Source organism: Bartonella sp. DGB2 (assembly GCF_046843095.1).
Classification (GTDB): domain Bacteria; phylum Pseudomonadota; class Alphaproteobacteria; order Rhizobiales; family Rhizobiaceae; genus Bartonella.
The window spans coordinates 179,794-200,441 of record NZ_CP177327.1 but is presented as its reverse complement, the minus strand read 5'-3'; the positions used below and the strand labels follow the sequence as shown (position 1 = coordinate 200,441).

31 protein-coding genes, 1 tRNA gene and 2 pseudogenes are annotated in these 20,648 nt (G+C 43.2%); 13 read left to right on the top strand and 21 right to left on the bottom strand.

All coding sequences use genetic code 11. The features are described 5' to 3' along the window. Positions 1-49: 49 nt before the first annotated feature. From ssb to ACK28X_RS09010, 7 genes and pseudogenes are all read right to left on the bottom strand, one after another. A pseudogene (gene ssb, locus ACK28X_RS09040) lies at positions 50-393 on the bottom strand (single-stranded DNA-binding protein); the annotation flags it as partial. Further along, positions 381-596 carry a hypothetical protein gene (locus ACK28X_RS09035; protein WP_412058590.1) on the bottom strand — a complete coding sequence of 72 codons (216 nt, stop codon included), beginning with the start codon at positions 594-596 and terminating at the stop codon, positions 381-383. The gene ACK28X_RS09035 and the pseudogene ssb, both read right to left, overlap by 13 nt. Before the next feature lie 265 nt (positions 597-861). After that, on the bottom strand, positions 862-1,488 hold the full coding sequence (locus ACK28X_RS09030) for a hypothetical protein (RefSeq protein ID WP_412058589.1): 627 nt from the start codon (positions 1,486-1,488) through the stop codon (positions 862-864). Next, complete coding sequence (locus ACK28X_RS09025) at positions 1,475-1,618, bottom strand: hypothetical protein (RefSeq protein ID WP_412058588.1); 144 nt, start codon at positions 1,616-1,618, stop codon at positions 1,475-1,477. The genes ACK28X_RS09030 and ACK28X_RS09025 overlap by 14 nt, the downstream gene beginning before the upstream one ends. Further along, positions 1,596-1,943, bottom strand: a complete 348-nt coding sequence (locus ACK28X_RS09020; RefSeq protein WP_412058587.1) for a hypothetical protein — start codon at positions 1,941-1,943, stop codon at positions 1,596-1,598. The genes ACK28X_RS09025 and ACK28X_RS09020 overlap by 23 nt, the downstream gene beginning before the upstream one ends. A 98-nt stretch (positions 1,944-2,041) precedes the next feature. Next, on the bottom strand, positions 2,042-2,509 hold the full coding sequence (locus ACK28X_RS09015; RefSeq protein WP_412058586.1) for a DUF1376 domain-containing protein: 468 nt from the start codon (positions 2,507-2,509) through the stop codon (positions 2,042-2,044). 130 nt (positions 2,510-2,639) lie between these two features. After that, positions 2,640-3,143 (bottom strand): hypothetical protein, encoded by a 504-nt coding sequence (locus ACK28X_RS09010; RefSeq protein ID WP_412058585.1) that lies wholly within the window; start codon positions 3,141-3,143, stop codon positions 2,640-2,642. A gap of 122 nt (positions 3,144-3,265) precedes the next feature. Between ACK28X_RS09010 and ACK28X_RS09005 the strand changes: the two genes are divergently transcribed. Continuing rightward, the gene (locus ACK28X_RS09005; RefSeq protein ID WP_412058584.1) at positions 3,266-3,679 is read left to right on the top strand and encodes a hypothetical protein; all 414 of its coding nucleotides are present in this window, start codon (positions 3,266-3,268) and stop codon (positions 3,677-3,679) included. A gap of 44 nt (positions 3,680-3,723) precedes the next feature. Next, complete coding sequence (locus tag ACK28X_RS09000; protein WP_412058583.1) at positions 3,724-4,131, top strand: hypothetical protein; 408 nt, start codon at positions 3,724-3,726, stop codon at positions 4,129-4,131. 249 nt (positions 4,132-4,380) lie between these two features. Here the strand turns inward: ACK28X_RS09000 and ACK28X_RS08995 are convergent, their stop codons facing one another. The 6 genes from ACK28X_RS08995 to ACK28X_RS08970 form a co-directional block, all read right to left on the bottom strand. Beyond that, positions 4,381-4,599, bottom strand: coding sequence for a hypothetical protein (locus ACK28X_RS08995; RefSeq protein WP_412057092.1), 219 nt, complete (start codon positions 4,597-4,599; stop codon positions 4,381-4,383). Between the two features lie 34 nt (positions 4,600-4,633). Next, positions 4,634-5,143 (bottom strand): hypothetical protein, encoded by a 510-nt coding sequence (locus ACK28X_RS08990; protein ID WP_412057091.1) that lies wholly within the window; start codon positions 5,141-5,143, stop codon positions 4,634-4,636. Positions 5,144-5,191: 48 nt separating this feature from the next. After that, the gene (locus ACK28X_RS08985) at positions 5,192-5,635 is read right to left on the bottom strand and encodes a hypothetical protein (protein ID WP_412057090.1); all 444 of its coding nucleotides are present in this window, start codon (positions 5,633-5,635) and stop codon (positions 5,192-5,194) included. 295 nt (positions 5,636-5,930) lie between these two features. Then, positions 5,931-6,245 carry a hypothetical protein gene (locus ACK28X_RS08980; RefSeq protein ID WP_412057089.1) on the bottom strand — a complete coding sequence of 105 codons (315 nt, stop codon included), beginning with the start codon at positions 6,243-6,245 and terminating at the stop codon, positions 5,931-5,933. Further along, complete coding sequence (locus ACK28X_RS08975) at positions 6,205-6,468, bottom strand: hypothetical protein (protein WP_412058582.1); 264 nt, start codon at positions 6,466-6,468, stop codon at positions 6,205-6,207. The genes ACK28X_RS08980 and ACK28X_RS08975 overlap by 41 nt, the downstream gene beginning before the upstream one ends. Before the next feature lie 243 nt (positions 6,469-6,711). Beyond that, the gene (locus ACK28X_RS08970; protein ID WP_412058581.1) at positions 6,712-7,092 is read right to left on the bottom strand and encodes a hypothetical protein; all 381 of its coding nucleotides are present in this window, start codon (positions 7,090-7,092) and stop codon (positions 6,712-6,714) included. Between the two features lie 103 nt (positions 7,093-7,195). Between ACK28X_RS08970 and ACK28X_RS08965 the strand changes: the two genes are divergently transcribed. From ACK28X_RS08965 to ACK28X_RS08925, 9 genes and pseudogenes are all read left to right on the top strand, one after another. Next, positions 7,196-7,516, top strand: coding sequence for an XRE family transcriptional regulator (locus ACK28X_RS08965; protein WP_412058580.1), 321 nt, complete (start codon positions 7,196-7,198; stop codon positions 7,514-7,516). Between the two features lie 213 nt (positions 7,517-7,729). Continuing rightward, positions 7,730-8,110, top strand: a complete 381-nt coding sequence (locus ACK28X_RS08960; protein ID WP_412058579.1) for a hypothetical protein — start codon at positions 7,730-7,732, stop codon at positions 8,108-8,110. Between the two features lie 36 nt (positions 8,111-8,146). Beyond that, the gene (locus ACK28X_RS08955) at positions 8,147-8,842 is read left to right on the top strand and encodes a hypothetical protein (protein WP_412058243.1); all 696 of its coding nucleotides are present in this window, start codon (positions 8,147-8,149) and stop codon (positions 8,840-8,842) included. Between the two features lie 2 nt (positions 8,843-8,844). Then, complete coding sequence (locus tag ACK28X_RS08950; RefSeq protein WP_412058578.1) at positions 8,845-9,339, top strand: hypothetical protein; 495 nt, start codon at positions 8,845-8,847, stop codon at positions 9,337-9,339. Between the two features lie 12 nt (positions 9,340-9,351). Continuing rightward, entirely contained in the window at positions 9,352-9,702 is a 351-nt protein-coding gene (locus ACK28X_RS08945; RefSeq protein WP_412058577.1) for a recombinase RecT, read from the top strand. Continuing rightward, positions 9,638-10,093 carry a recombinase RecT gene (locus ACK28X_RS08940; RefSeq protein WP_412058687.1) on the top strand — a complete coding sequence of 152 codons (456 nt, stop codon included), beginning with the start codon at positions 9,638-9,640 and terminating at the stop codon, positions 10,091-10,093. The genes ACK28X_RS08945 and ACK28X_RS08940 overlap by 65 nt, the downstream gene beginning before the upstream one ends. A gap of 8 nt (positions 10,094-10,101) precedes the next feature. Continuing rightward, positions 10,102-10,736, top strand: a pseudogene (locus tag ACK28X_RS08935) (lambda exonuclease family protein). Positions 10,737-10,770: 34 nt separating this feature from the next. Next, complete coding sequence (locus ACK28X_RS08930; protein ID WP_412058576.1) at positions 10,771-11,025, top strand: hypothetical protein; 255 nt, start codon at positions 10,771-10,773, stop codon at positions 11,023-11,025. 3 nt (positions 11,026-11,028) lie between these two features. Further along, a complete protein-coding gene (locus ACK28X_RS08925) occupies positions 11,029-12,072 on the top strand; it encodes a tyrosine-type recombinase/integrase (RefSeq protein WP_412058575.1) in 1,044 nt (347 codons plus the stop codon). Between the two features lie 76 nt (positions 12,073-12,148). On the opposite strand, the gene ACK28X_RS08920 is transcribed toward ACK28X_RS08925, so the two are convergent. The 8 genes from ACK28X_RS08920 to ACK28X_RS08885 form a co-directional block, all read right to left on the bottom strand. Next, positions 12,149-12,238 (bottom strand) — tRNA-Ser (locus tag ACK28X_RS08920). A gap of 155 nt (positions 12,239-12,393) precedes the next feature. Beyond that, complete coding sequence (dusB, locus tag ACK28X_RS08915) at positions 12,394-13,383, bottom strand: tRNA dihydrouridine synthase DusB (protein ID WP_412058574.1); 990 nt, start codon at positions 13,381-13,383, stop codon at positions 12,394-12,396. Between the two features lie 103 nt (positions 13,384-13,486). Beyond that, complete coding sequence (locus ACK28X_RS08910; protein ID WP_412058573.1) at positions 13,487-13,786, bottom strand: hypothetical protein; 300 nt, start codon at positions 13,784-13,786, stop codon at positions 13,487-13,489. A gap of 10 nt (positions 13,787-13,796) precedes the next feature. After that, entirely contained in the window at positions 13,797-14,066 is a 270-nt protein-coding gene (locus tag ACK28X_RS08905; protein ID WP_412058572.1) for a hypothetical protein, read from the bottom strand. A gap of 370 nt (positions 14,067-14,436) precedes the next feature. Next, positions 14,437-14,919, bottom strand: coding sequence for a 30S ribosomal protein S9 (gene rpsI / locus ACK28X_RS08900; RefSeq protein ID WP_412058571.1), 483 nt, complete (start codon positions 14,917-14,919; stop codon positions 14,437-14,439). 2 nt (positions 14,920-14,921) lie between these two features. Further along, positions 14,922-15,386, bottom strand: coding sequence for a 50S ribosomal protein L13 (rplM, locus tag ACK28X_RS08895; RefSeq protein WP_412058570.1), 465 nt, complete (start codon positions 15,384-15,386; stop codon positions 14,922-14,924). Positions 15,387-15,533: 147 nt separating this feature from the next. Continuing rightward, positions 15,534-17,861 carry an NADP-dependent malic enzyme gene (locus tag ACK28X_RS08890; RefSeq protein WP_412058569.1) on the bottom strand — a complete coding sequence of 776 codons (2,328 nt, stop codon included), beginning with the start codon at positions 17,859-17,861 and terminating at the stop codon, positions 15,534-15,536. 15 nt (positions 17,862-17,876) lie between these two features. Beyond that, on the bottom strand, positions 17,877-18,440 hold the full coding sequence (locus ACK28X_RS08885) for an SDR family oxidoreductase (protein ID WP_412058568.1): 564 nt from the start codon (positions 18,438-18,440) through the stop codon (positions 17,877-17,879). Between the two features lie 192 nt (positions 18,441-18,632). On the opposite strand from ACK28X_RS08885, the gene ACK28X_RS08880 reads away from it, so the two are divergent. Both ACK28X_RS08880 and ACK28X_RS08875 read left to right on the top strand, forming a co-directional pair. Further along, positions 18,633-19,787, top strand: coding sequence for an ABC transporter permease (locus tag ACK28X_RS08880; protein WP_412058567.1), 1,155 nt, complete (start codon positions 18,633-18,635; stop codon positions 19,785-19,787). Positions 19,788-19,794: 7 nt separating this feature from the next. After that, positions 19,795-20,616 (top strand): ABC transporter ATP-binding protein, encoded by an 822-nt coding sequence (locus tag ACK28X_RS08875; protein ID WP_412058566.1) that lies wholly within the window; start codon positions 19,795-19,797, stop codon positions 20,614-20,616. Positions 20,617-20,648 lie beyond the last annotated feature (32 nt).

Here is a 20,648-nt window from a genome sequence, read left to right as displayed (position 1 = left end):
GGGGGCTTTTGGCTTGTGACTTGCTGTGTGTCTTGACCTTGATTGCCTGCTTGCCCCAGCATTTGGATAACACCGCGGTATTTCTGTAAAACAACTTCTGTGGTGTAATGTTCCACACCGCTTTGGTCTTTCCATTTGCGGGTTTGTAATTGCCCTTACGTAGATATGGCTTCCCTTTTTTAGATAAGAGGCGGCAATATTGACAAGGTTTTCGTCAAAAATCACAATGCGATGCCATTCGGTCTTTTCGCGCTTCTCACCCGTGTTCTTATCCTTCCAGCGTTCACTAGTTGCTAATGAGAATAGAGCCACTTGCCCGCCCGTTTGCATGGCTTTGATTTCTGGATCTCTGCCCAAATGGCCAATAAGTATAACTTTATTTAGGCTAGACATTGTGTGGTTTCCTTCTGTTCAAATAGCTGTAGGCCTGTAATCTCTTCCAAATCAAGCAGGTTTTCGGCTTCTTCGGCTTGGCTTTTTGCTAAAGCGGCTTGTGGCAAAGAGCCGCCATGGAGCCAAGCATCAACATAGGCCGCAACGCTAAAATCAGCACCAAAGGGTGTGTAATTATAGGTTTTGCCTTCAAAGCGTTGCATGAAACGCCGCCCGTATTTGTCCTCGTAGAGGTTGTAGAACACTTGTTGTACGCCGCTTTATGGTTTGCATAGCCCGATAGGGTGGCGACAATGGTTTTGTTTCTAATAGAGCGTTTAAACATGTTTTTGCCTCATCCGTATACGGTACCTTCTCGTCGACTTAAACGTTACTAAAGATCTGTTGATTTTGCTTCTGGTGCCTTGATGTTCCTCTCAATAAGCCGGATCTCCATATTCAAACTTGTCATTTTTCCTTTTCCTTAATTTACGCTTGCGCGTTTTTTTTTTTCAAATCTTTTTCGCTCTTGCTCTGCAAAGACGGTGAGAACTTCACGACATTGCCAAGCTTAACAAAACCGCCTAGCTGTTTGTGTTCGGTACGTGTGGTCAATAAGTACGTTTCTGCTTCTTCCACTTTGCTGATCGTGTCAAAAACATCTCCGACACGGCGTAAAACATGCGCAACGTGCGTAGAAAACCTCTCATCATTGACCTGTTTCCAGAGCTCCGAAATCCCCCCAAATTGGCGCAAACAAGCGTATTCACGGGGCGTCAAAGACTCATTGAAAACTGTTTTTTCATAGGACGAGATAAAATTAGAGCTAATATATTCAGATACTTTGCTGATGAAACGTGCGCGCTCAATTTCATGGCGCACGTCCTCTGTTGGTTGCTTTCTGCGGCTATATTTGACGAAGATCGCGGGGCTGGGCATTTTGCCGTAGGTTTGCTCATTGTGCAGAATTTGCTTGCACGCGTTCGCGAATTCCTCATCGGTAAAAAGCGGGGCAAGCTCGTGATAAAGTAATTCACCCCAGTGATCTGTAAATTCTAATTGCAGCAAAGCGGCCATTCTGTTGAGTTGGCTTAGGAATGTTTCAATGGTTAGCATCGGCCAATAGCCTTTCGCGGATTTCTTGCAAGCGCGGCATTACACGCTTTGACGTTTCGATATTGGCTAGAATGCTTGCGCCTGCTACATGGCGATTACTGGAAGGCTTAGGCGTGGGATAAGAGCCCATAGCGGAGGAATTGGTTCCTAAGGGTGTAAAAATCATCACTCCAGCGCGCATTGTTGAGAAAGGTAGCGGCGTGCATCCGAAATTCGTGGTATTCTCGGGAATTTTTATAACGCCTTACCCCGTCCATAATCACCTTGAGATCGTATTTCTTGCGGGCTTTGATGAAGGCTTCACGCGCTTTTTTCTTGTTGACGTTATGCCCGTATTCTCCCCAAAAAATCCCCTCAAACTCCTCCTCAAGCGCGGATTTTTGTAGCTGGGCTTGCGAAGGCTCCGGCGGCTTTGCTGGTGATTTGCTAATGCTGTCCGTGGTCTCAAGCGCCATTGCGCTGTTGATTGGTTGGCCATCATCAAGCGATTTTTTTTGTATTTGTTCGTTAGAACAAATATTTTTAATATCTATATCTTCTTCTTTATCTTCTTCTATATGGTCAACATGTGTTGAATTTTGTTGAGCGTTTGTTGAGCGTTTGTTGAAATTTTGTTGAGCGTTTGTTGGAACACCCTCGCTAACATGTTGTTTTTTTTTATGGATTTCGCTTGTACGCTTGCTAGACCCGCCTTGCGTCTTTTTTCTGAAAGATCCTCGTGCCGCTCTTTGTCATCCTCAAAACCAGCAAGCATTTTTTCAACGCGTGCGTTCCAAATACCGGCTTGGGTTATGATGATTTTTTCTAAGCGCACTAACTCATCAATGATTTTACGTAGCTTGTTTTGTGAGCAGCCAAATGCCCGGCTTAAAAAAGCTATATCAAACTTAACCGGCGCCTTCCTCTCATACATGAGCATGAGCAGATCGATATAAACGCCCTTTTGCTCTGGCATTAGGCCAAGCGTCCCTACAATCCAATCGCATGGCGAAAATTTAACCCATGGCATAGCACTATTCATACTAAAACCCCTCTATCTATATCGTGAAATCTCATATTGATCTGAATGCTCTTATGGCCATTAATCACGGCCTTATGTCTTGTAAGAGCAGCGCCACCCATAAGGGGCTTAGCCATGAGACAAGCGTTAGTCATTGTCTGTCTGCTTCCTCCTCTCGATCTAAAGCGTAATATAAAAGGGCTAAGGCATCGGCCTCGTTGTCATCCTCTGGATGATGGCCTCTATCCCATATGGCATTTAAAACATCATCTTTTGATGCATTGCCTTTGCCTGTAGCGTGCTTCTTAATGGTACCAACGGGCACGCCTTGATAGTCAATCTGATGATGTTCACACCAAGCGGTGAGAACGCCTAAAAAGCCGCCGTAAACATGGGCGGCATCTGTTCCAAGGTGGCGACGCACTTCTTCGTAATAGATTTTATCAAGACTACTTCCAGCACATTCAAAGCGGTGTTTGGTATCACTTAGCCATATGCGGAATTTAGAAAAGCGTACGCCGCCCCCGTCAAAAGTTCTTTTTTTAAAGGTAACAGAGCCGCTGGTCATAGCGCCTTGGCAAAAAGCATCTTTAGCAAGGCTGTGTACCTGCGGCTTGCGTATAAATCCATTACCGCAAAATGCCGCCCAGCCCATTTTGCTACCACCAGGTCAAGGCATAGAATAGTCCTCATGCCAACCCCCGTTGCAGAATCATAAAACGCGAATTACAGTGCTTTGCTATTGAATAAATAAAACGCAAAGGGGGGTAATTACGGATGTGGGATTGGATAAGCAAAAACTTAGTCTGGATTATCCCTATAGCGGGAATAATAATCACGATTATTGGGCGTATTATAAAATTTGTCCACTTATGGAACAAAAATAAGACAAACAAAGAAGCTCTAGAAATAGAAAAAAAAAATAAAGCCAAAAGCTTGGAAGAAAACACGATAATTTCTTTAGCAAAACTTGGCTTGAATTTAGAGGAAAAAAGAAAAGTTGATCTTGGACTTCCCTTAGAAATAGAGCGAATACATGCATATTTTCCAGAAAGTAATGAATGTGACTTAAGCAATAAAGATGGTAGTTTTTCGCGGGAGCTCATAGTTTCATTAAAATTAATAAATAACTCCAACAACAGTATAATCATCAAGGATATCTTTATATCCGATCCGATGACAATCCATTAATTTTTAAAGAAAATGCATGCACATTTGAGTCCTTTAAAGATAAAATGAGAAGTCTAACCAATAAGATTGGTAGTCTTTTCATGGAAAACGAACAAGAATATATCGAAAAGATGTATGATGATGAATCTTATGTTCTCCATTTAGAGTTTATTGGAACGGAACTTAATCCCATTTTGCGTGAAAATCCTACAGCAAAAAGGACAGAGGAAAAACACCTTTGCTTCTATGGATCATGCAAAAAAGCTTTAGAACAGTCTTGTGTATTATTGAAAATCATCAATATACGCCCTAAAAAACAGCACATTAATTATACTATTCTTGATCTACATTTCCTGTGCAATGAGCCGTACAATGAGCCAAAGATTACACTTCATATACATCATACATCTGCCAATGATCATAATGAGACGGTACATATAAAATATAGTCTTGATATCCCTCCTATAAAATAAAGTTAATAATCTATCCTTGCAATTCCTTTAGAGATTTTCTAGTAGTTCACTTTTCGCTTCTTCTATCTTGTATTTTATAAATCTTTTTAAGACTACTTGTCTTCTTATTCCGGATTTCTTTCTATATAAAATATTAGCACAAGTGTACTTTGTTTTTTTTATTCTTTTTTTGATAATAAAATAAAATAATAGTAGAAATAGCGACCAAAAAAATAAAACATATTGGATTGTTGGCATGAACATTTTTTATCACTTTCTTTTCACAGTTAAAATATCTCTTTCTATTTCAGAAAACTTTTTCATCAAATCTTCTGTTGTCATCTCTTCCTCTTTGAGGATTGCTGAATTTTGTTCTATATCTATCGTTATCTGATTTATAAGCTTAATATCTCTATGCGATATGAAGAAAATCCAAGTACATAAACTCAGAGATAAGCCTATGATTGAGAATAAAATACTTTCTGTCATTGTCTCGCGCACCTTATAATCTAGCTTTTCTCATCTAATGGGTTCCTCGAAAGGCTTTTCTTTGACGAACCCAATTTTTCCACGCAACGATCCAGTGATGTTTCTGGTAATATAATTTTTCGCCGTAACAGTACCTGTTTTCAAAAGCTTGACGAAACCTTTCGGCTTCTAATATAGCCCCTTCCTCCGTGAAGCCTTGCTTTTGAGCAAAGTCTAAATCAAGCTCGAATGCAAAAGGTACGCGGTACCCATGTGCCGTTCCTTCTTCATCATATTTATTAGGCTTTGTTTCGGAAGACTCTATAAATGGTTCTAGGTCTCGGCCTTTAGGATCCTTAATAAGCTCTTCCTGTTGGCTAGTAATTATATCAATCTGACTTTGCATATCCTTTAGGTAATTAATGATACGCGCGATTTCTTTTTCAGAACGCTCTTGGCGCTTTTGCGATAGTTTCCTAAAAGCATAAGCGTTGAAATAAAATCCAAGGCAAAGCAGGAGGAGTGCTGTAGATACTATTGAAAATATTATTTCTATTGTGGTCATAGAATGCACCTTTCTCTCAGCTAGATTTTCTGCTTGTTTTTCCATTTCTCATATCAAAGAATATCCCTTAAGAAACTTAATGTAGTTTTTCTTCTCTTTTACTTCTTCTCTAAGTTGCGTTCTATCTATCTCGAACATCCGTAGCATAAATGACATGTCGGATATTTTATTAGAATTTTCCTTAATAACGCTGTCCTTTTCCTTAATAACGCTGTCTTTTTCCTTAATGATTTTCCTTAGCTCTAGTATGGCCTCTTGCTTTTCATCTTCAGGCTTTTTTAGGTCGTTAATAGACTTTTTTAAGTCCTCAATAGTCCTATTCTGATCAGAAATAGCTTTACTTTGATAAAGGATAACCCCTTTATTCTCTCTATTGATACGTCTATACTTTTCTAAATCAAGCGGATTGCCATACACGCGGTAAAACCAAACTGCAAAGCCTATGAAAATGATGTTTACAGCCAAAGAGGCTAGCGCAATGATGATATCCATTTCACATATCCCTAATGCATCTTAGTAATACGGCTTTTTCATCGTTCTTTCCTTTCAACTACTGAGAGTTTCTCGGTTGTTGCGTCATGCATTGCGATGTACATGCTGAGTTGTCTATAGACGTTTCGGGGGGGAATTTGACCATAAAAAAAAAGCAAATTATACAAATACAAGCAGGGAGAATGCCAAAATATCGGCGCTTTTGTATGAAATATATTATTCCAGCTATCATACAAATGAGACTGGTTATTAAAAATATTACCATTGCAATTTCAAAAGCTATCATATTAATTCCCTACTCTATTTTTGTCTGTTCGCTTGGATTTGTTACATATTGCGCTGTACAACAGCATGTTTTTGTAGGTTGAGTGGTAACAAAAACTGATGTAACTATGTAAGAAAGAGCCCAGAGGGAAATGATGAACCACCCAAGGCGTGGAAATAAATCCGTAAGAAAATCAAACCCAAACCATACATAAAATAAACAAGCTGCTATAAAAATTGTTAAAGCAATAGTAAATGTTGCCGGAGTAGTAACAATATCCATTTCCTTAATATCCCCGTTCTTCTTAATGCATCTTTGCGTGTTCTTCTGATGAACTATCTTCATCGCTTACGATTTGGTCATTGTCTTCAACGCTAATGCCAATGCGGACAAGGTGGACATTAGGATGTTCGCCTTTCAGAAAACCGCTAAGGTTTTTGATCATGTACTCTTGCTTGTTTAGGGCGTCTTCTGCTTCAAGGAGCTTACTGGTAAGCTCTTCTATGGCCTCTTTTTGTTTGGCTATTATGCGCTTATCGAGGCGGTGAGCGTAGTAACCGCTAGCCATGGAAATTAGATAGATTGCTGATACGATGGCGAAAATGAGTCCTAGTAGCATGGTTATATTCCTTTAGGCTTAGCCGCCTTTAGCGCATTCATTGATTACGGATGATCGTTGCGAGAAGGTTTTGTATGGAGTTTAGCTGGTCTATAATATTTTGCATTTGTTCGTAGGTGGGTTCTTTAGGTTCTTCTGTTGTTGTCATGATCATATTCCTTATGGTCTTCATCTGTTGATATGGTGTACTCTTTATGTATGCACGCTATAGTTGTTATGATTACCACCCGCGCCCATTCGGGGGTTTGACTGGGCGCGGGCGGCGTCCTGCGGTAGGTCGGACGTACCGCAAGGGGGGGAGTTCGCCTCTTGACCGTTATCTCTCTGTGCTAGAAGCGCTTGCAACCGTTCTGGATAAAAGAAGTCATCAGGGCGCAGGTCAATGTTGTGATCTTTTGCGTAGTTCAGGAGGCGAATTTGATATTTAGCTGGGATAACCCCGCCCTTACCTTCTCGGCAATCTGTAGGATAGTACCACTTGCGTACTGTTGTAATACTACTATTTACGACCGAAGCGACCTTAGCCACTCCTCCAAATAATGTAATGATTGAATAAGCTGGGTTCTGTCTCATATGACTTATATACGAAAATCGTACTAATTATGCAAGTGAAAAATTACAACTTTATACGATTTTCGATATTGATAAAAAGTGCGATAAAAGGATTCATTAAATAATGAATAAAGATCAGATACCGCTTAAAATTTGGCTCAAAGAGCAACTCGAAAAAAAAGGTCGTGGCGCTAAAGCGCGCCTCGCCGAGTATCTCGGCATACGGCGCGCCGCTGTCTTTAATATGATAAATTTAGATCCCTCAAAAGAAATGCGCTTAATTAAAGCAGATGAACTAGTAAAAATTATTGAGTTTTTCGAAGAAGTGCCTGCTTGTGTCCAAGCTAATTCTTATAAAGATCAGGATTTTTGGGAGATGTACGAACGTGCTGATGACCGCCAGAAACAGATTGTTCATAATCTTTTAAGATCCCTGCTTGAGTAAGAAAAGCGGTAAACGCCGCTCTTTCATGCCGTTTCAAGCTATAAAATAAAACTTTAATATCCTTATTCATAATGGCCTCCCAATTTTTTTTAAAAAAATGTACGATAATCGAATTATATTATTGACATAATAGTTCGATTATCGTACATATATCTTGTGAACCACGAAGAAGCAAGTGCTGATCTGGTTAGTTAAAGGGATATGGAGGTTGAAATGCACACGAAAGCACCGTTTTTTGTAACGAGTGATGAGATCTTATTGCTCACCTATTCTGACGGAGAACATGTAGGCAGAAGTGGGCCATTTTTAGATAAACGCGATATCTTGGCCATGCTTTCCGCTATGGACGGCGTAGAGCAAGTGCTTTGCATTAATCCAAAAGTGCAAAGCACTATCGACATAAGCGAACAGGTCGCTGAACTGTACATAGAAACATTCGACCTAGCGCCCGATGATGATATAGCCCACCCCTTTGTGCGCAATAGCCTAGCTTACGCCACGCTCTTAGTGGAATGGGCAGAACAGACCGTTAAAGACATCTATTACGGCACCTACGAACAACAACACCGCTTGCGTGCATCTGATGTTTTGTGAGGGCGTTATGAAAGAAGCCTTAATCTGTATCGTTGAATGCCTAGGCTTTCTAACCCTCTTCGCGCTCGGATGGTTTGTCTTGATCGCCACTTAATCATACCAAAGGAATTTAACATGACGTCTCTAAGTCCAAAATATCGCTTGTTGAGAGATGAAAGCATCACCGTAAACGGCCATAAACTCTATCGTATCCAAGCCTTACGCGATTTTGGAAACGTCAAAAAAGGCGATAAGGGCGGCTTTGTTGAGAGTGAATACAACCTAAGCCATAAAGGCGATTGTTGGGTTGGCGATGATGGGCGGGTTTTTGAATATGCGTGTGTTTTTAGCGATGCGCAGGTTTTCGGCAATGCGCAGGTTTCAGGCAACGCAAAGATTTATTGGAATGCGTTTATTTCAGACAACGCGAAAGTTTCAGGCCATGCGGAAGTTTCAGGCAATGCACATATCTTCAACGATGCGCGGGTTTGTGATGATGCGTTGGTTAGTGATAGCGCGCACATTTCAGGCCACGCGATCGTTAAAAATCATGCGCGTGTAACAGGCCATGCGGAAGTTTCACGCAACGCTTCTGTTTCAGGCCATGCGTGGATTTTCGATCATGCACAAGTTACAGAAAATGCGCAGGTTTCAGGCGATGCGTATGTTTCAGGCAACGCGAAAGTTTCAGGCCATGCGCATATTGATGGTGACAGGGTAATAGACGGCGACACAGTCATCACAGGGGAATAGGCATGGAAAAGAAATACGAACTGACTCAAGAAACAAAAGAAATCGACGGCCGTACACTATACCGTATCAAAGCCCTACGCGACTTTGGCGATATCAAAGCTGGAGACTTGGGCGGCTTTGTTGAGAACAAATACCGCCTAAGCCATAATGGCACCTGCTGGATCGGTGATGATGCATGTGTTTTTGATACTGCATGTGTTCTTAGCAATGCGCAGATTTTTGACGATGCGCGGGTTTTTGGCGATGCGGAGGTTTCAGATGATGCGCAGGTTTTTGGCGATGCGAAGATTTTTGGCGATGCGCGCATTTCAGGCAACGCGAAAGTTTCAGGCCATGCGCAGATTTCAGACAATGCAGAAGTTTGGGGCAATGCACGTGTTGGCGGCAATGCGCAGATTTCAGGCAACACGCATATTGCCGCCTCCATAACAATTGCAGGCAATGATTGTATCAGCGGCTATACCCGTATCACGACTACCTCCACCACCCCAGCTTAGGAGAAACCACTAATGACACAACTTGTTCAATCCCCCCTTGCTCTTATGGCAAGCAACTATGGCTTCTCAGAAGAGGCCTTTCGCCAAACCATTATGAAAACTTGCATGACAGGCAATATAGCGGCAGAAGAATTCGCCGCCTTTATTTCCGTTGCCAATACCTACGGCCTTAATCCTCTAACAAAAGAGATTTACGCGTTCCCAAAACGTGGTGGCGGTATCACACCCATTGTGTCCATTGATGGCTGGATTAAAATCATAAAATCTAATCCAGCCTTTGATGGCATGACCTTTAAAGATCATTTCGACCAAGCAGGCAATCTCATATCCATTACCCTGCTCAATACGGCTCAAAAGCATTAAAGACCCAATAGAGGTCACGGAATATCTAAAAGAATGTCAACAGCAAACCGACCCATGGCGTAAATGGCCTGCCCGTATGCTACGCCATAAGGCGACTATCCAATGTGCCCGTTATGCCTTTGGCTTCTCTGGTATCTATGATGAAGACGAAGCAACACGCTTAAATGCCCCCGTATCAGAAAGCCAAGAAGTCTTTGCCGATGCAGAAACGCTTGCCGTGGTGCAACAGCTGATCTTGGATACAGAAACAGACGAGGCAAAAGCCCTAGCATCGGTTCATGCATCAAGCTTTGAAAGCCTATCGCAAAGCCAAGCGCAAACGCTTTTGCAACTGCTTAAAAAGAAACAAGCTTTGCACAGTTCACAAGCGCAAACCCTTTCTGTTGCTTAGAGGTTCATATGGAACAAAGAACTGCCGCATGGTTTGATGCCCGCCTTGGCAAAGTAACTGCCTCTAAGGTGTATTGCGTTGTATAAATAGAACAGCAAAAGGCCTGCCAAGCGCGGACTATGAGGATTATAAGATCCAGCTATTGACCGAGCGGCTTACCGGCAAGGCGATAGAGACCTATGTAACGGCGGCCATGCAATGGGGCATTGATCATGAGTATGATGCCTTGGAAGACTATAGCTTTATGACAGGGCATGAGGTTAGTGCTTGTGGCTTTATTCCCCACCCTAGTATTGCCATGGCGGGGGCAAGCCCAGATGGCTTGGTAGGTGATGATGGTCTGATAGAGATCAAATGCCCCCATTCCACCACTCATGCCCGCTTTTTAATTGATGGGATTATTAAGCCCAAATGGCAAGCCCAGATGCAGTTTCAACTGGCGTGCACGGGGCGGCAATGGGTGGATTTTATTAGTTTTGACCCACGCTTTAGCGAAAGGAATGCAAGCTTAAGGAGTGAGATCAAGCGCCTATGGCGTGATGAGGCACGCATTCAAGAGATAGAAGCATGTGTGCATGCCTTCCTTGAAGAGGTGCAGGCTCTTGAGGATAAGCTTACCGCCAAATCCAGCGCGATAGGATGATAAGAGAAGATTTACAGCTAATGGAGCAAGATATATGGGACACCGACCTCCTACCATAACCCAACCAGCTATCGCCCGCGCTTTGCGTGAAGCCAAGAAGCTAGGCTGTGACCGTATAGCTATCAGACCAGATGGCGAGGTTGTGATTTATCTACATAAAGATATTACGCCTGCTCAATCTACATCGAACGCTTATACGATTGATGATTTTCTTCCAGCCTATGAAACCGATGGCGACCAATTAGCACTTACGCCAGTTTGCCGTCCTGTCGCTGATATGAAGTTTTAAGCGATGCCCAAACCACGCCCCCCTCATCTTGTACGTGAACGCACTCGCCATGGTAAGACGATATGGTATGTACGTATTATGCACGGCCCGCGCATTAGGGTAGAGGGCACTTACGGTACACAAGAGTTCGTTGATAATTATAATCTTGCTATAGCCCAAGCGCGGGATGGTGGTCGGCGCGAAGTTAAACAAGCCAAACTCATTGAAGGGTCTTTTGACTGGCTTTTGCAACAATATTTTCAAAGCGTTCAGTGGCATAATCAATCAAAGTCTACACAGCAAGTAAAACAGCGAATTTTAAAAAATATTTCACGCCAAATTGGCGACCGTGCTTATAAGAGCATAGAGCGCGCCCATATTTTGGATGCCGTAGAGAGAAGACGCGCGACACCCGCGGCGGCAAAACATTTTTTAACAACCGTTAATGGCCTTTTTAAATGGGCAGTTGATAATGCTCTTTTAGGAAAAAACCCTGCTTATAATATTAAAGCGCCCAAAGCACTTAATTCAGCAGGTTTTAGCCCGTGGCAAGAAGATGATATCGAAAAATATTATTGGTGTTGGCCAATAGGTACCCGTGAACGCGTGTGGATTGATGTATTGCTATACACTGGTCTTCGACGTGGTGACGCGGTACGGATTGGTTGGAAAGATGTCGAAGATGATGTTATCCACTTAAAGACAGAAAAGAGCCAATTTCAAACAGATGTATTTTTACCTATCTTACCCGAGCTTTTAACAACGCTTGAAGCAGGACCAACGGGGGATGAAACCTTCATATGCGGAAAAGGAGGCAATAAGCTTACGAAAGAAAGTTTTGGCAATTTGTTTCGTGAAGCATGTAACGCGGCGGGCATTAAAAAGTCTGCCCATGGCTTGCGCAAATTAGCGGCAACGAGAGCGGCAAATTCAGGAGCAACTGTTGCTCAATTGAAAGCGCTTTTTGGATGGACAGAGGATAAAATGGCATCTCTCTATACAAAGACAGCTGACAGAAAGCGACTCGCTTTAGAGGCCATTAAAAAGCTTCAGAAAGGTACGGGATAATGCTAAAAAAGATAAATAAAATCAATAAGGAAAAAAATCCCGCACCTTGTATTAAGCCTTTGATTTTATTAGACAATGGCGGAGGGGGTGGGATTCGAACCCACGGTACAGTCTCCTGCACGCCGGTTTTCAAGACCGGTGCCTTAAACCGCTCGGCCACCCCTCCTTAAATAAGGTGAGCCTTTGGGAAGAGATAGTTAGGAATCGGGTTTTGATAGACAGAACCCAATTTTACCCTTACATGGCAAAAATTTGTTTAAAGGTCAATGGAATAAATATCTTTGTATTCTAGAGAGGGCTGAGCGATGAAAAAGCATTTTATTACCAAGTGGTGCTAGTAACTACGTTTTTTGAGCTGATTGCAAAGATTTCATCGATAAGACTGAGGACAAGGCGGGGATCAGTTTCGGTCAAAAGAGCATATTTATGGGACTGGAGAGCAGTTGGAGCGTGCTTTTCTAAGTACCAGCCTAAATGTTTACGCGCATGGCGCAATCCTATTTTATCACCATAATGATTCAGCATTGAGATGTAGTGATCTTTTATGTAGGTGGAGAGAGGGTGATTGAAGGTGCTTTTGTTTATAAAACTAAAAAGCCAAGGTTGGCCGCAAGTGGCACGGCCAATCATAACCGCATCGGCTCCGCATGCACGGATAGCTTTATCAGCATCATGGCGGTTGCATATGTCGCCGTTAACGACCAAAGGTATGGTGATTTTATCGCGCACAGCTTTAATCGCGTCCCAATTGGCTTCACCCTGGTAAAATTGCATCCGCGTACGGCCATGAACAGTGATCATAGAAACCCCTGCTTGTTGAGCTTGAAAAGCGAGGGTGGGCGCATTTATAGAGTATTCATCCCAGCCTAAACGCATTTTAACTGAGACGGGAACTTGAACAACTTTGATAACTGATTCAATAAGTTTCATTGCGTTCTTTACGTCACGCATAAGCGCGGCGCCTGAAGCGCCACCTGTGACTTTTTTTGCAGGGCAGCCCATATTGATATCAATCATATGAGCTCCATAATCAACTGCGATACATGCAGCGCGCGCTATCCATTCTGTCTCGCATCCCGCTAATTGGACAATATGTTGCGGGAGACCCGCATTTTCTAAACGTATATGGCTTTCTTTGATGCCTTTGCATAACTCTGCGCTTGCTACCATTTCTGAAACAACCATGCCAGCCCCAGCCGCCCAACAGCGCTGGCGAAAAGGTAGATCGCTTACCCCTGACATGGGCGCTAAAAATACGCGATTTCGTAAGGTTAGGCCGTCTAGTACGAGGCTTTGCGTAAGAAAAGACAAGAGATTACCTATTTATGGGAAAAACAATTCTCTAACATTATTTGATTAGGTGTGCAAAGAGGTGTTTTTTAGATATAGGCTCAAATCGTTTTCGATATAGCACCTATAAGCGAAATTTTTCTACGAAAGCCTGAGTGAGGAGTCCTAACGTCCCTGCTAAAAAAATTCCTGAGAAAGCCCCAGTAGATGAGCCTAACATAATGACTAAAGCGCGGCCCTTAAGGATGAGTGGGCCTACACCAGGAATGGCCAAATACCCATAAGCACATAAGCTTGCCGATATAGAGCCAGAAACGGAGCCTATAAGCATGCCAATTAAGAGCGGCTCTTTTAATTTCTTATAAATGATTTTGACTCCACGCCTATCAACAAAACGTAAAAATAAAATAGATTTGTCCGCCATTTTTTTCCTTTTAATCGTTTGGAAAGGATTCGATGCTTATCTCACCAGTGTAATCAACGGATACCAAGAAAGTTCGTTCCTTATAAAGGATTAAAGCACGCCATATCCCCTGCTCATCAAGGCGAAGGCTTGTAATTTTTGTGAATCCTTTTTTTTGTAGATAGGCAAGAATTTGGGAGCGGGTAAAAGAATTTTTTCCGTTTCGTAGTTTACTTGGGTGCGATACAAGGGACGGCGCATGGGGCGCGGTTTGTCCGACCGCAATTCTTACTTCGCTCATGAACCAAAAGCACAAGCATAAGGAAATAGCCCTGGAAAGGCAGGTTGCAGTGGATATTTTTTTTATTTTACTCCAGTAGTTTGGCCACATTTTGCCCTCTGACGCACAGCGAACTTTTCCTACGATTTATATTTTATTAAACGTAAATGGGGCGGGGTCAGTTTATGGCAATATGGAGCTGTGCTATGAACTATGGAAGGTAAGTAAAAACGGAAAAATCAATATAATAAACCGCAAACTTTGGCTATATTACGCGGTTTTTAGCGTTAACTATGATATTGAATTATCACAATTGGTAAAGAGAAGTTTATGAAGCTTTTATATATGGGTATAAAAAAACCCCGCCTTGGCGGGGTTTTGAAAAAAATAATTAGCGTTTGGAGAATTGGAATGAACGACGGGCTTTGGCCTTGCCGTATTTCTTTCTTTCAACTACGCGACTATCGCGGGTCAAGAACCCACCTTTTTTTAGAATGCTTCGCAAAGCAGGCTCATAATAGGTAAGCGCTTTGGAAAGGCCATGACGTACAGCACCAGCTTGTCCTGATAGTCCACCACCTGAAACTGTAGCGATAATATCGAATTGACCGTCGCGATTGGTAGCAACGATAGGTTGACGCAAAATCATTTGCAAAACTGGGCGAGCAAAATATTGATCAAAGGTTTTATCGTTGATAACGATCTTGCCGCTACCTGGTTTTACCCACACACGGGCTATGGCATCTTTGCGTTTGCCCGTAGCGTAGGCGCGCCCCTGAGCGTCAAGCTTTTGGATATGAACGGGAGCAGAAGTAGAGGCTTCTTGTACAGCTGTAGCGGTACCAAGCTCGGATAGGGAATTTATCTCAGCCATAATTAAGCGTTCCTTTTGTTTTTGCGGTTAAGAGCACCAACATCAAGAGCTTCGGGCTGTTGTGCTTCATGGGGGTGTTGATTACCAGCATAAACGCGTAGGTTTTTCATTTGTCGGCGACCCAATGGTCCGCGGGGAATCATCCGCTCAATGGCTTTTTCAACGACACGCTCAGGGAAGCGACCCTCAAGAATCTGGCGTGCTGTGCGTTCTTTAATCCCACCAATATAACCAGTGTGCCAATAATATTTTTTATTGGTATATTTTTTACCTGTCAAAGCCACTTTGTCAGCATTGATCACAATAACATTATCGCCGTCATCAACATGAGGGGTGAAAGTCGGTTTGTGTTTGCCGCGTAAGCGGTTGGCGACTAAGGTGGCAAGGCGTCCTAAAACGATATCTTCGGCATCGATTATGACCCATTTCTTTACCACTTCAGCCGGCTTTTGAGAAAAAGTTGCCATGGAAGTATCCTTTAAATCCCTAAAGTAGGGCTTTTTTTGTTGCTTTTATTGTGGAGACCACAATTAGCGGAAAGCCGCATTGGCGATGCTTATATGTTTCTTGTCCTTCCGTCAAGAGGTGGCGGTTTGGTGGCTATGTTCTATTGGCTATTTGGTTATGTTTGAGGGAATTTTGCTCGTTTTTCGGTTTGCCTCTAAGACGGCTAGGGATGTTATATTTACAATCCCGCGTGAGGTTACTGAGGGGGTAAGAATATGGGCTGGACGAGCAGTTCCTAACAAAATGGGGCCTACATGTAGCGAATTTGTTAAAACCTTTACTACATTCAAGGTGATATTAGCGGCATCAAGATTGGGGAAGACAAGTAAATTTGCTTCGCCTTTTAAGCGCGAATGCGGCAAAACGCGATCTCGGTAGATTTGCGAGAGCGCAGCATCGCCGTGCATTTCGCCATCAGATTCTAGGCTGGGGTATCTTTCTGCCAAGATTTGTGCGGCTTCGCGCATTTTGCGAGCACTTTCCGTATCCTTGGAGCCAAAATTAGAATGGGATAGCAAAGCCGCCTTAGGCTTTAGGCCAAAGGCGGTAATTTCTCGGGCAGCAAGTTTAGTCATCTCGGCAATTTCTTCAGCTTTGGGATTAAGGTTAACATAGGTGTCAGTTAAAAACAAAGCGCCGCGTTGGCTGATTAAAAGGCTGAGGGCGGAAAGCCCACGCGCTTCAGCATCCACACCAATAATTTGTTCAACTAATTGCAAGTTTCTAGCAAAGCGTCCTCCCAGCCCGCAGATCATGGCGTCAGCTTCTTCGCGCATCACCGCTAAAGCAGCAATGGCGGTAGTTGAGGTTCTAACAACGGTTTTTGCTACGTCTGGGGTAATTCCGCGTCGACCTGTATAGTACAGAAATAAGTCAACATAGTCGCGGTAACGAGGATCGTCTTCTGGGTTAATAAGTTCAAAATCTATATTAGGGCGTATTTTAAGCCCAAAGCGAGCAAGCCGTGTTTCTACGACCTGGGGCCGACCGATGAGGGTTGGGATTGCAATGTTTTCTTCAAGCAAAATTTGCGCTGCGCGTAAAACACGTTCATCTTCTCCATCAGAAAAGATAACTCTTTTGCGCTTGGCTGATTTTGCGGCGGCAAAAACCGGTTTCATGATGAGACCAGAACGAAAAACAAAGCGGTTAAGCACATCTAAATAAGCATCCAGATCATCAATGGGGCGCGTTGCAACACCAGTTTCCATTGCTGCCTGAGCAACGGCTGGCGCAATGCGCAAAATAAGCCGTGGATCAAACGGGGAGGGAATTAGGTAGCGTGGTCCAAAACTGGGTGCTTCGCTTGCATAGGCACGTGCAACAATATCGGATGATTCTTCGCGTGCGAGTGCAGCAATGGCGCGAACCGCGGCCATTTTCATTTCTTCGTTTATAGCGGTAGCTCCTACATCTAGTGCACCGCGAAAAATGTATGGAAAGCATAAGACATTGTTGACTTGGTTTGGGTAGTCAGAGCGGCCTGTACATATCATAGCGTCAGGGCGCACTTTTTCGGCTTCTTCGGGCATAATTTCGGGTGTGGGGTTAGCAAGAGCCATAATTAATGGCTTATCAGCCATTTTTTGTAAGAGCGCGGGTTTTAACACTCCCGCGGCTGAAAGCCCTAAAAATACATCTGCACCATTAATAATGTCATCAAGGGTGCGTGCATGGGTTTTTTGAGCATAAACCGCTTTCCAGCGATCCATAAGTGTAGGACGCTCTGTATAAACTACCCCTTCTAAATCGCTTACCCAAATATTTTCATGCCGCGCACCAAGCCGCACCAAGAGGTTAAGACAGGCTAGTGCTGCCGCTCCTGCGCCAGAGGTGACGATCTTTGCTTGGGTTATATCTTTGCCAGCTAAATCTAGGCCATTGAGGATAGCCGCAGCAACGATAATCGCGGTGCCGTGTTGGTCATCATGGAAAACAGGGATTTTCATGCGTTGGCGTAGGGCTTCTTCTACCTCAAAGCACTCAGGAGCCTTGATGTCTTCGAGATTTATGCCTCCAAATGTGGGCTCTAGAGCTGCTATTGTTTCAACAATTTGTGGAATATCTTGAGCCGCTATTTCAATATCAAATACATCAATGTTAGCGAATTTTTTAAAGAGAACAGCCTTGCCTTCCATGACGGGCTTTGAGGCTAAAGGACCGATATTGCCAAGTCCTAGCACTGCACTGCCATTTGAGATAACGCCTACAAGATTGCTACGCGAGGTATAATCAGCCGCCGCTTGTGGATTAGCTTGAATTTCCAGACAGGGAGCAGCAACGCCTGGCGAATAGGCAAGCGCTAAATCCCGCTGGTTGCCTAAGGGTTTAGTGGCTTGTATTTCAAGCTTACCAGGTTTAGGGTATTTATGGTAATCAAGAGCAGCCTCATCAAAGGCCGATTGGTGGGACGTTTGTTGGTATTTTTTTGCCATTATATAATATCCAGATTAAAATGCGCTTGCGTAAGCGCCACCATCAATAATGAGATTTTGCCCTGTTATAAAGCCTGATTTTTCTGAGCAAAAAAAGGCATAGGCATGTCCCAATTCTTCAGGTTGTCCAAACCTTTTAGCAGGGTTCTCTGATTGGCGTTTTTTCATTAATTCATTTATAGACTTTCCACTTACCTTTGCCGCGGCAGCAAAGTTTTCTCGCAGTTTACCAGTTACAAAGGGACCAGGAAGAATGTTATTGATGGTAATATTTTGTGCCGCAACCATGCGGGCAATACCAGCAAGAAAGGCTGTAAGGCTGGCTCGTACTCCTGAGGAAAGGTCAAGTCCAGGGAGGGGGGCATAAACAGCCGTTGAGGTAATGTCGGCAAGAATAGTGGTCACGGGCACGCCCATTTGTTCGCGAATTTCTTTTGCAGTTTGTTCAAGGGCTTGGGCAGAGCGGCCGTTGATGGTTACTGCGCACCCATTTTCGGCTAAGGCACGCGCGCAAGCTTTTCCTAGCCCACGACTCGAGGCGCAGATGATAGCTTTACGCCCATTTAGTGCTCTCTGCATTCTTTGATCTCCTTGAATAACGCGATTGCAATGCTATTTATATACGCATATTTTAACGTTAGCACAAACTTGTTTTAAATCCGTTCTCTTTGCAAAAGATGTGGATATGTAGTTGACGTTTACTTATATTCTATTATGCTCTTTAAAATTGTAATGTGTGTCCTGAATTTCCCCATAGGATAGAAACCAGCTATGGAAAATATGTCGCAAGCCGTGAAAGGGCCCACTTTAGCTGCTTCTTATGAGGGAAAGCGCTTTATAATTTCCTGTGGTGGTTTTTGGGGAACCCATACAATTCACAAGGTGGATGATGCGATCCGCGAGCTTGAAGCCCATGAGGGCAAACTGGTTATTTTAGATGCGACTGAGATCTCTGGTTTTGATACGGCAGGCGCTTTTGTGTTTATGCGGCTTTTTTTCGCTTTGAAACAACGAGGCGTTGAAGTGGAATTACGCGGTATTAAAGATGGGTGGCGGCCGCTTCTTAACGTTGTGGGGCAGGCGTCTTTCGCTTTACATAAACAGGATGATCCATATCATGAAACTAAATTCATGTTATTTTTTAGGGAGATAGGATCTTTTGTTACACAAGTAGTTTATGATGTTATTTTAGGACTTCACATTGTGGGCGCCATGCTTTGTGGGAATCACGCGGTGAGACGCAAGCATCCAGCTACACGCTTATCAGCGATCGTTAGTCAAATTGAGTACATAGGCGTTGGGGCGTTGCCGATCGTTGTGTTAATGTCGTTTATCGTGGGAGCGATTGTAGCGCAACAGGGAGCGTTTCAATTGCGCTCTTTTGGCGCTGAAATCTTTGTAGTTGATTTAGTAAGCATATTGGTTTTCCGTGAGCTTGGGGTTTTATTAACGGCGATTATGATTGCGGGTCGATCAGGTAGTGCTATTACCGCTGAAATTGGCTCAATGAAAATGCAACAAGAAACCGATGCCCTACAAGTAATGGGGCTCAATCCCGTAAGAGTTCTGGTTTTTCCGCGGCTTGTCGCTTTAGTAATTGTTTTGCCATTATTGACAGCTATTTCTAATATTGCCGCCTTGGTCGGAGCAGGGTTAATTACTTATTTTTACTCGGGCATTTCTTATGACGCCTTTATCGCCCGTTTGCATGAGTCTGTGATGCCAGCAAGTTATTTTGCAGGGTTAATCAAAGCCCCCTTTATGGCGCTTGCGATTGGTATCATTGCTTCGGTAGAAGGCATGAAAGTATGCGGAAGCGCTCAATCTTTAGGCCGAAAGGTCACAGCTTCAGTAGTAAAATCCATATTTATGGTGATTATCATGGACGGGCTTTTTGCTATTTTTTACGCGGCTGTTAATTTTTGAGAGGGCAATGAAAACAGTAAATGCATTTGTATCGCATCCGTTTCTTCCTAATGAGGCTGTTGTTACAGCCCGCAATATTTGTGTAGGATTTAATGATAAGGCAATATTGGATGGACTTGATCTTGACATTTATCGCGGTGAGATTTTAGGTTTTATTGGACCATCTGGGGCAGGAAAATCAGTTTTAATGCGCACGATTTTAGGGCTTAATCAGAAACAAGGCGGGGTGATTAAAGTTTTTGGACAGGATCTTGATAAAATTAGTTTGCAACGGCGCAACGTTATTGATATGCGCGTAGGGGTTTTGTTTCAAAGAGGAGCTTTATTTTCCAGTTTAACGGTTTTAGAAAATATCCAAGTTATGATGCGTGAATATTTGGATTTATCACCGAAATTGCTAGAGGAATTGGCTTATTTAAAGCTAGCCCTAGTAGGCCTTGCGTCTGATAGTGCCTTAAAAAGGCCTGCAGAATTATCTGGTGGGATGGTAAAACGGGCAGCGCTTGCGCGCGCTTTGGCGTTGGATCCTGCGATTGTTTTTTTAGATGAGCCTACCTCTGGCCTTGATCCTGTGGGAGCGGCTGAATTTGATGCTTTGATCAAAGATTTGCGCGACACGCTGGGATTGACCGTTTATATGGTGACTCATGATTTAGGCAGCATATGTTCCGTATGCGATCGTATTGCTATTTTGGGGGATAAGAGAGTAAAGTATCAAGGAACATTAGGTACTATTCTGCAAATCGAAGACCCATGGATCCAATCTTATTTTAAGCGAGCAAAATTGGGTTCTGAAGCGCGAAATATACAATCCAGTTCGCCAGAATGAATGGACGATATGTCTAAAGCAATAACAATAGC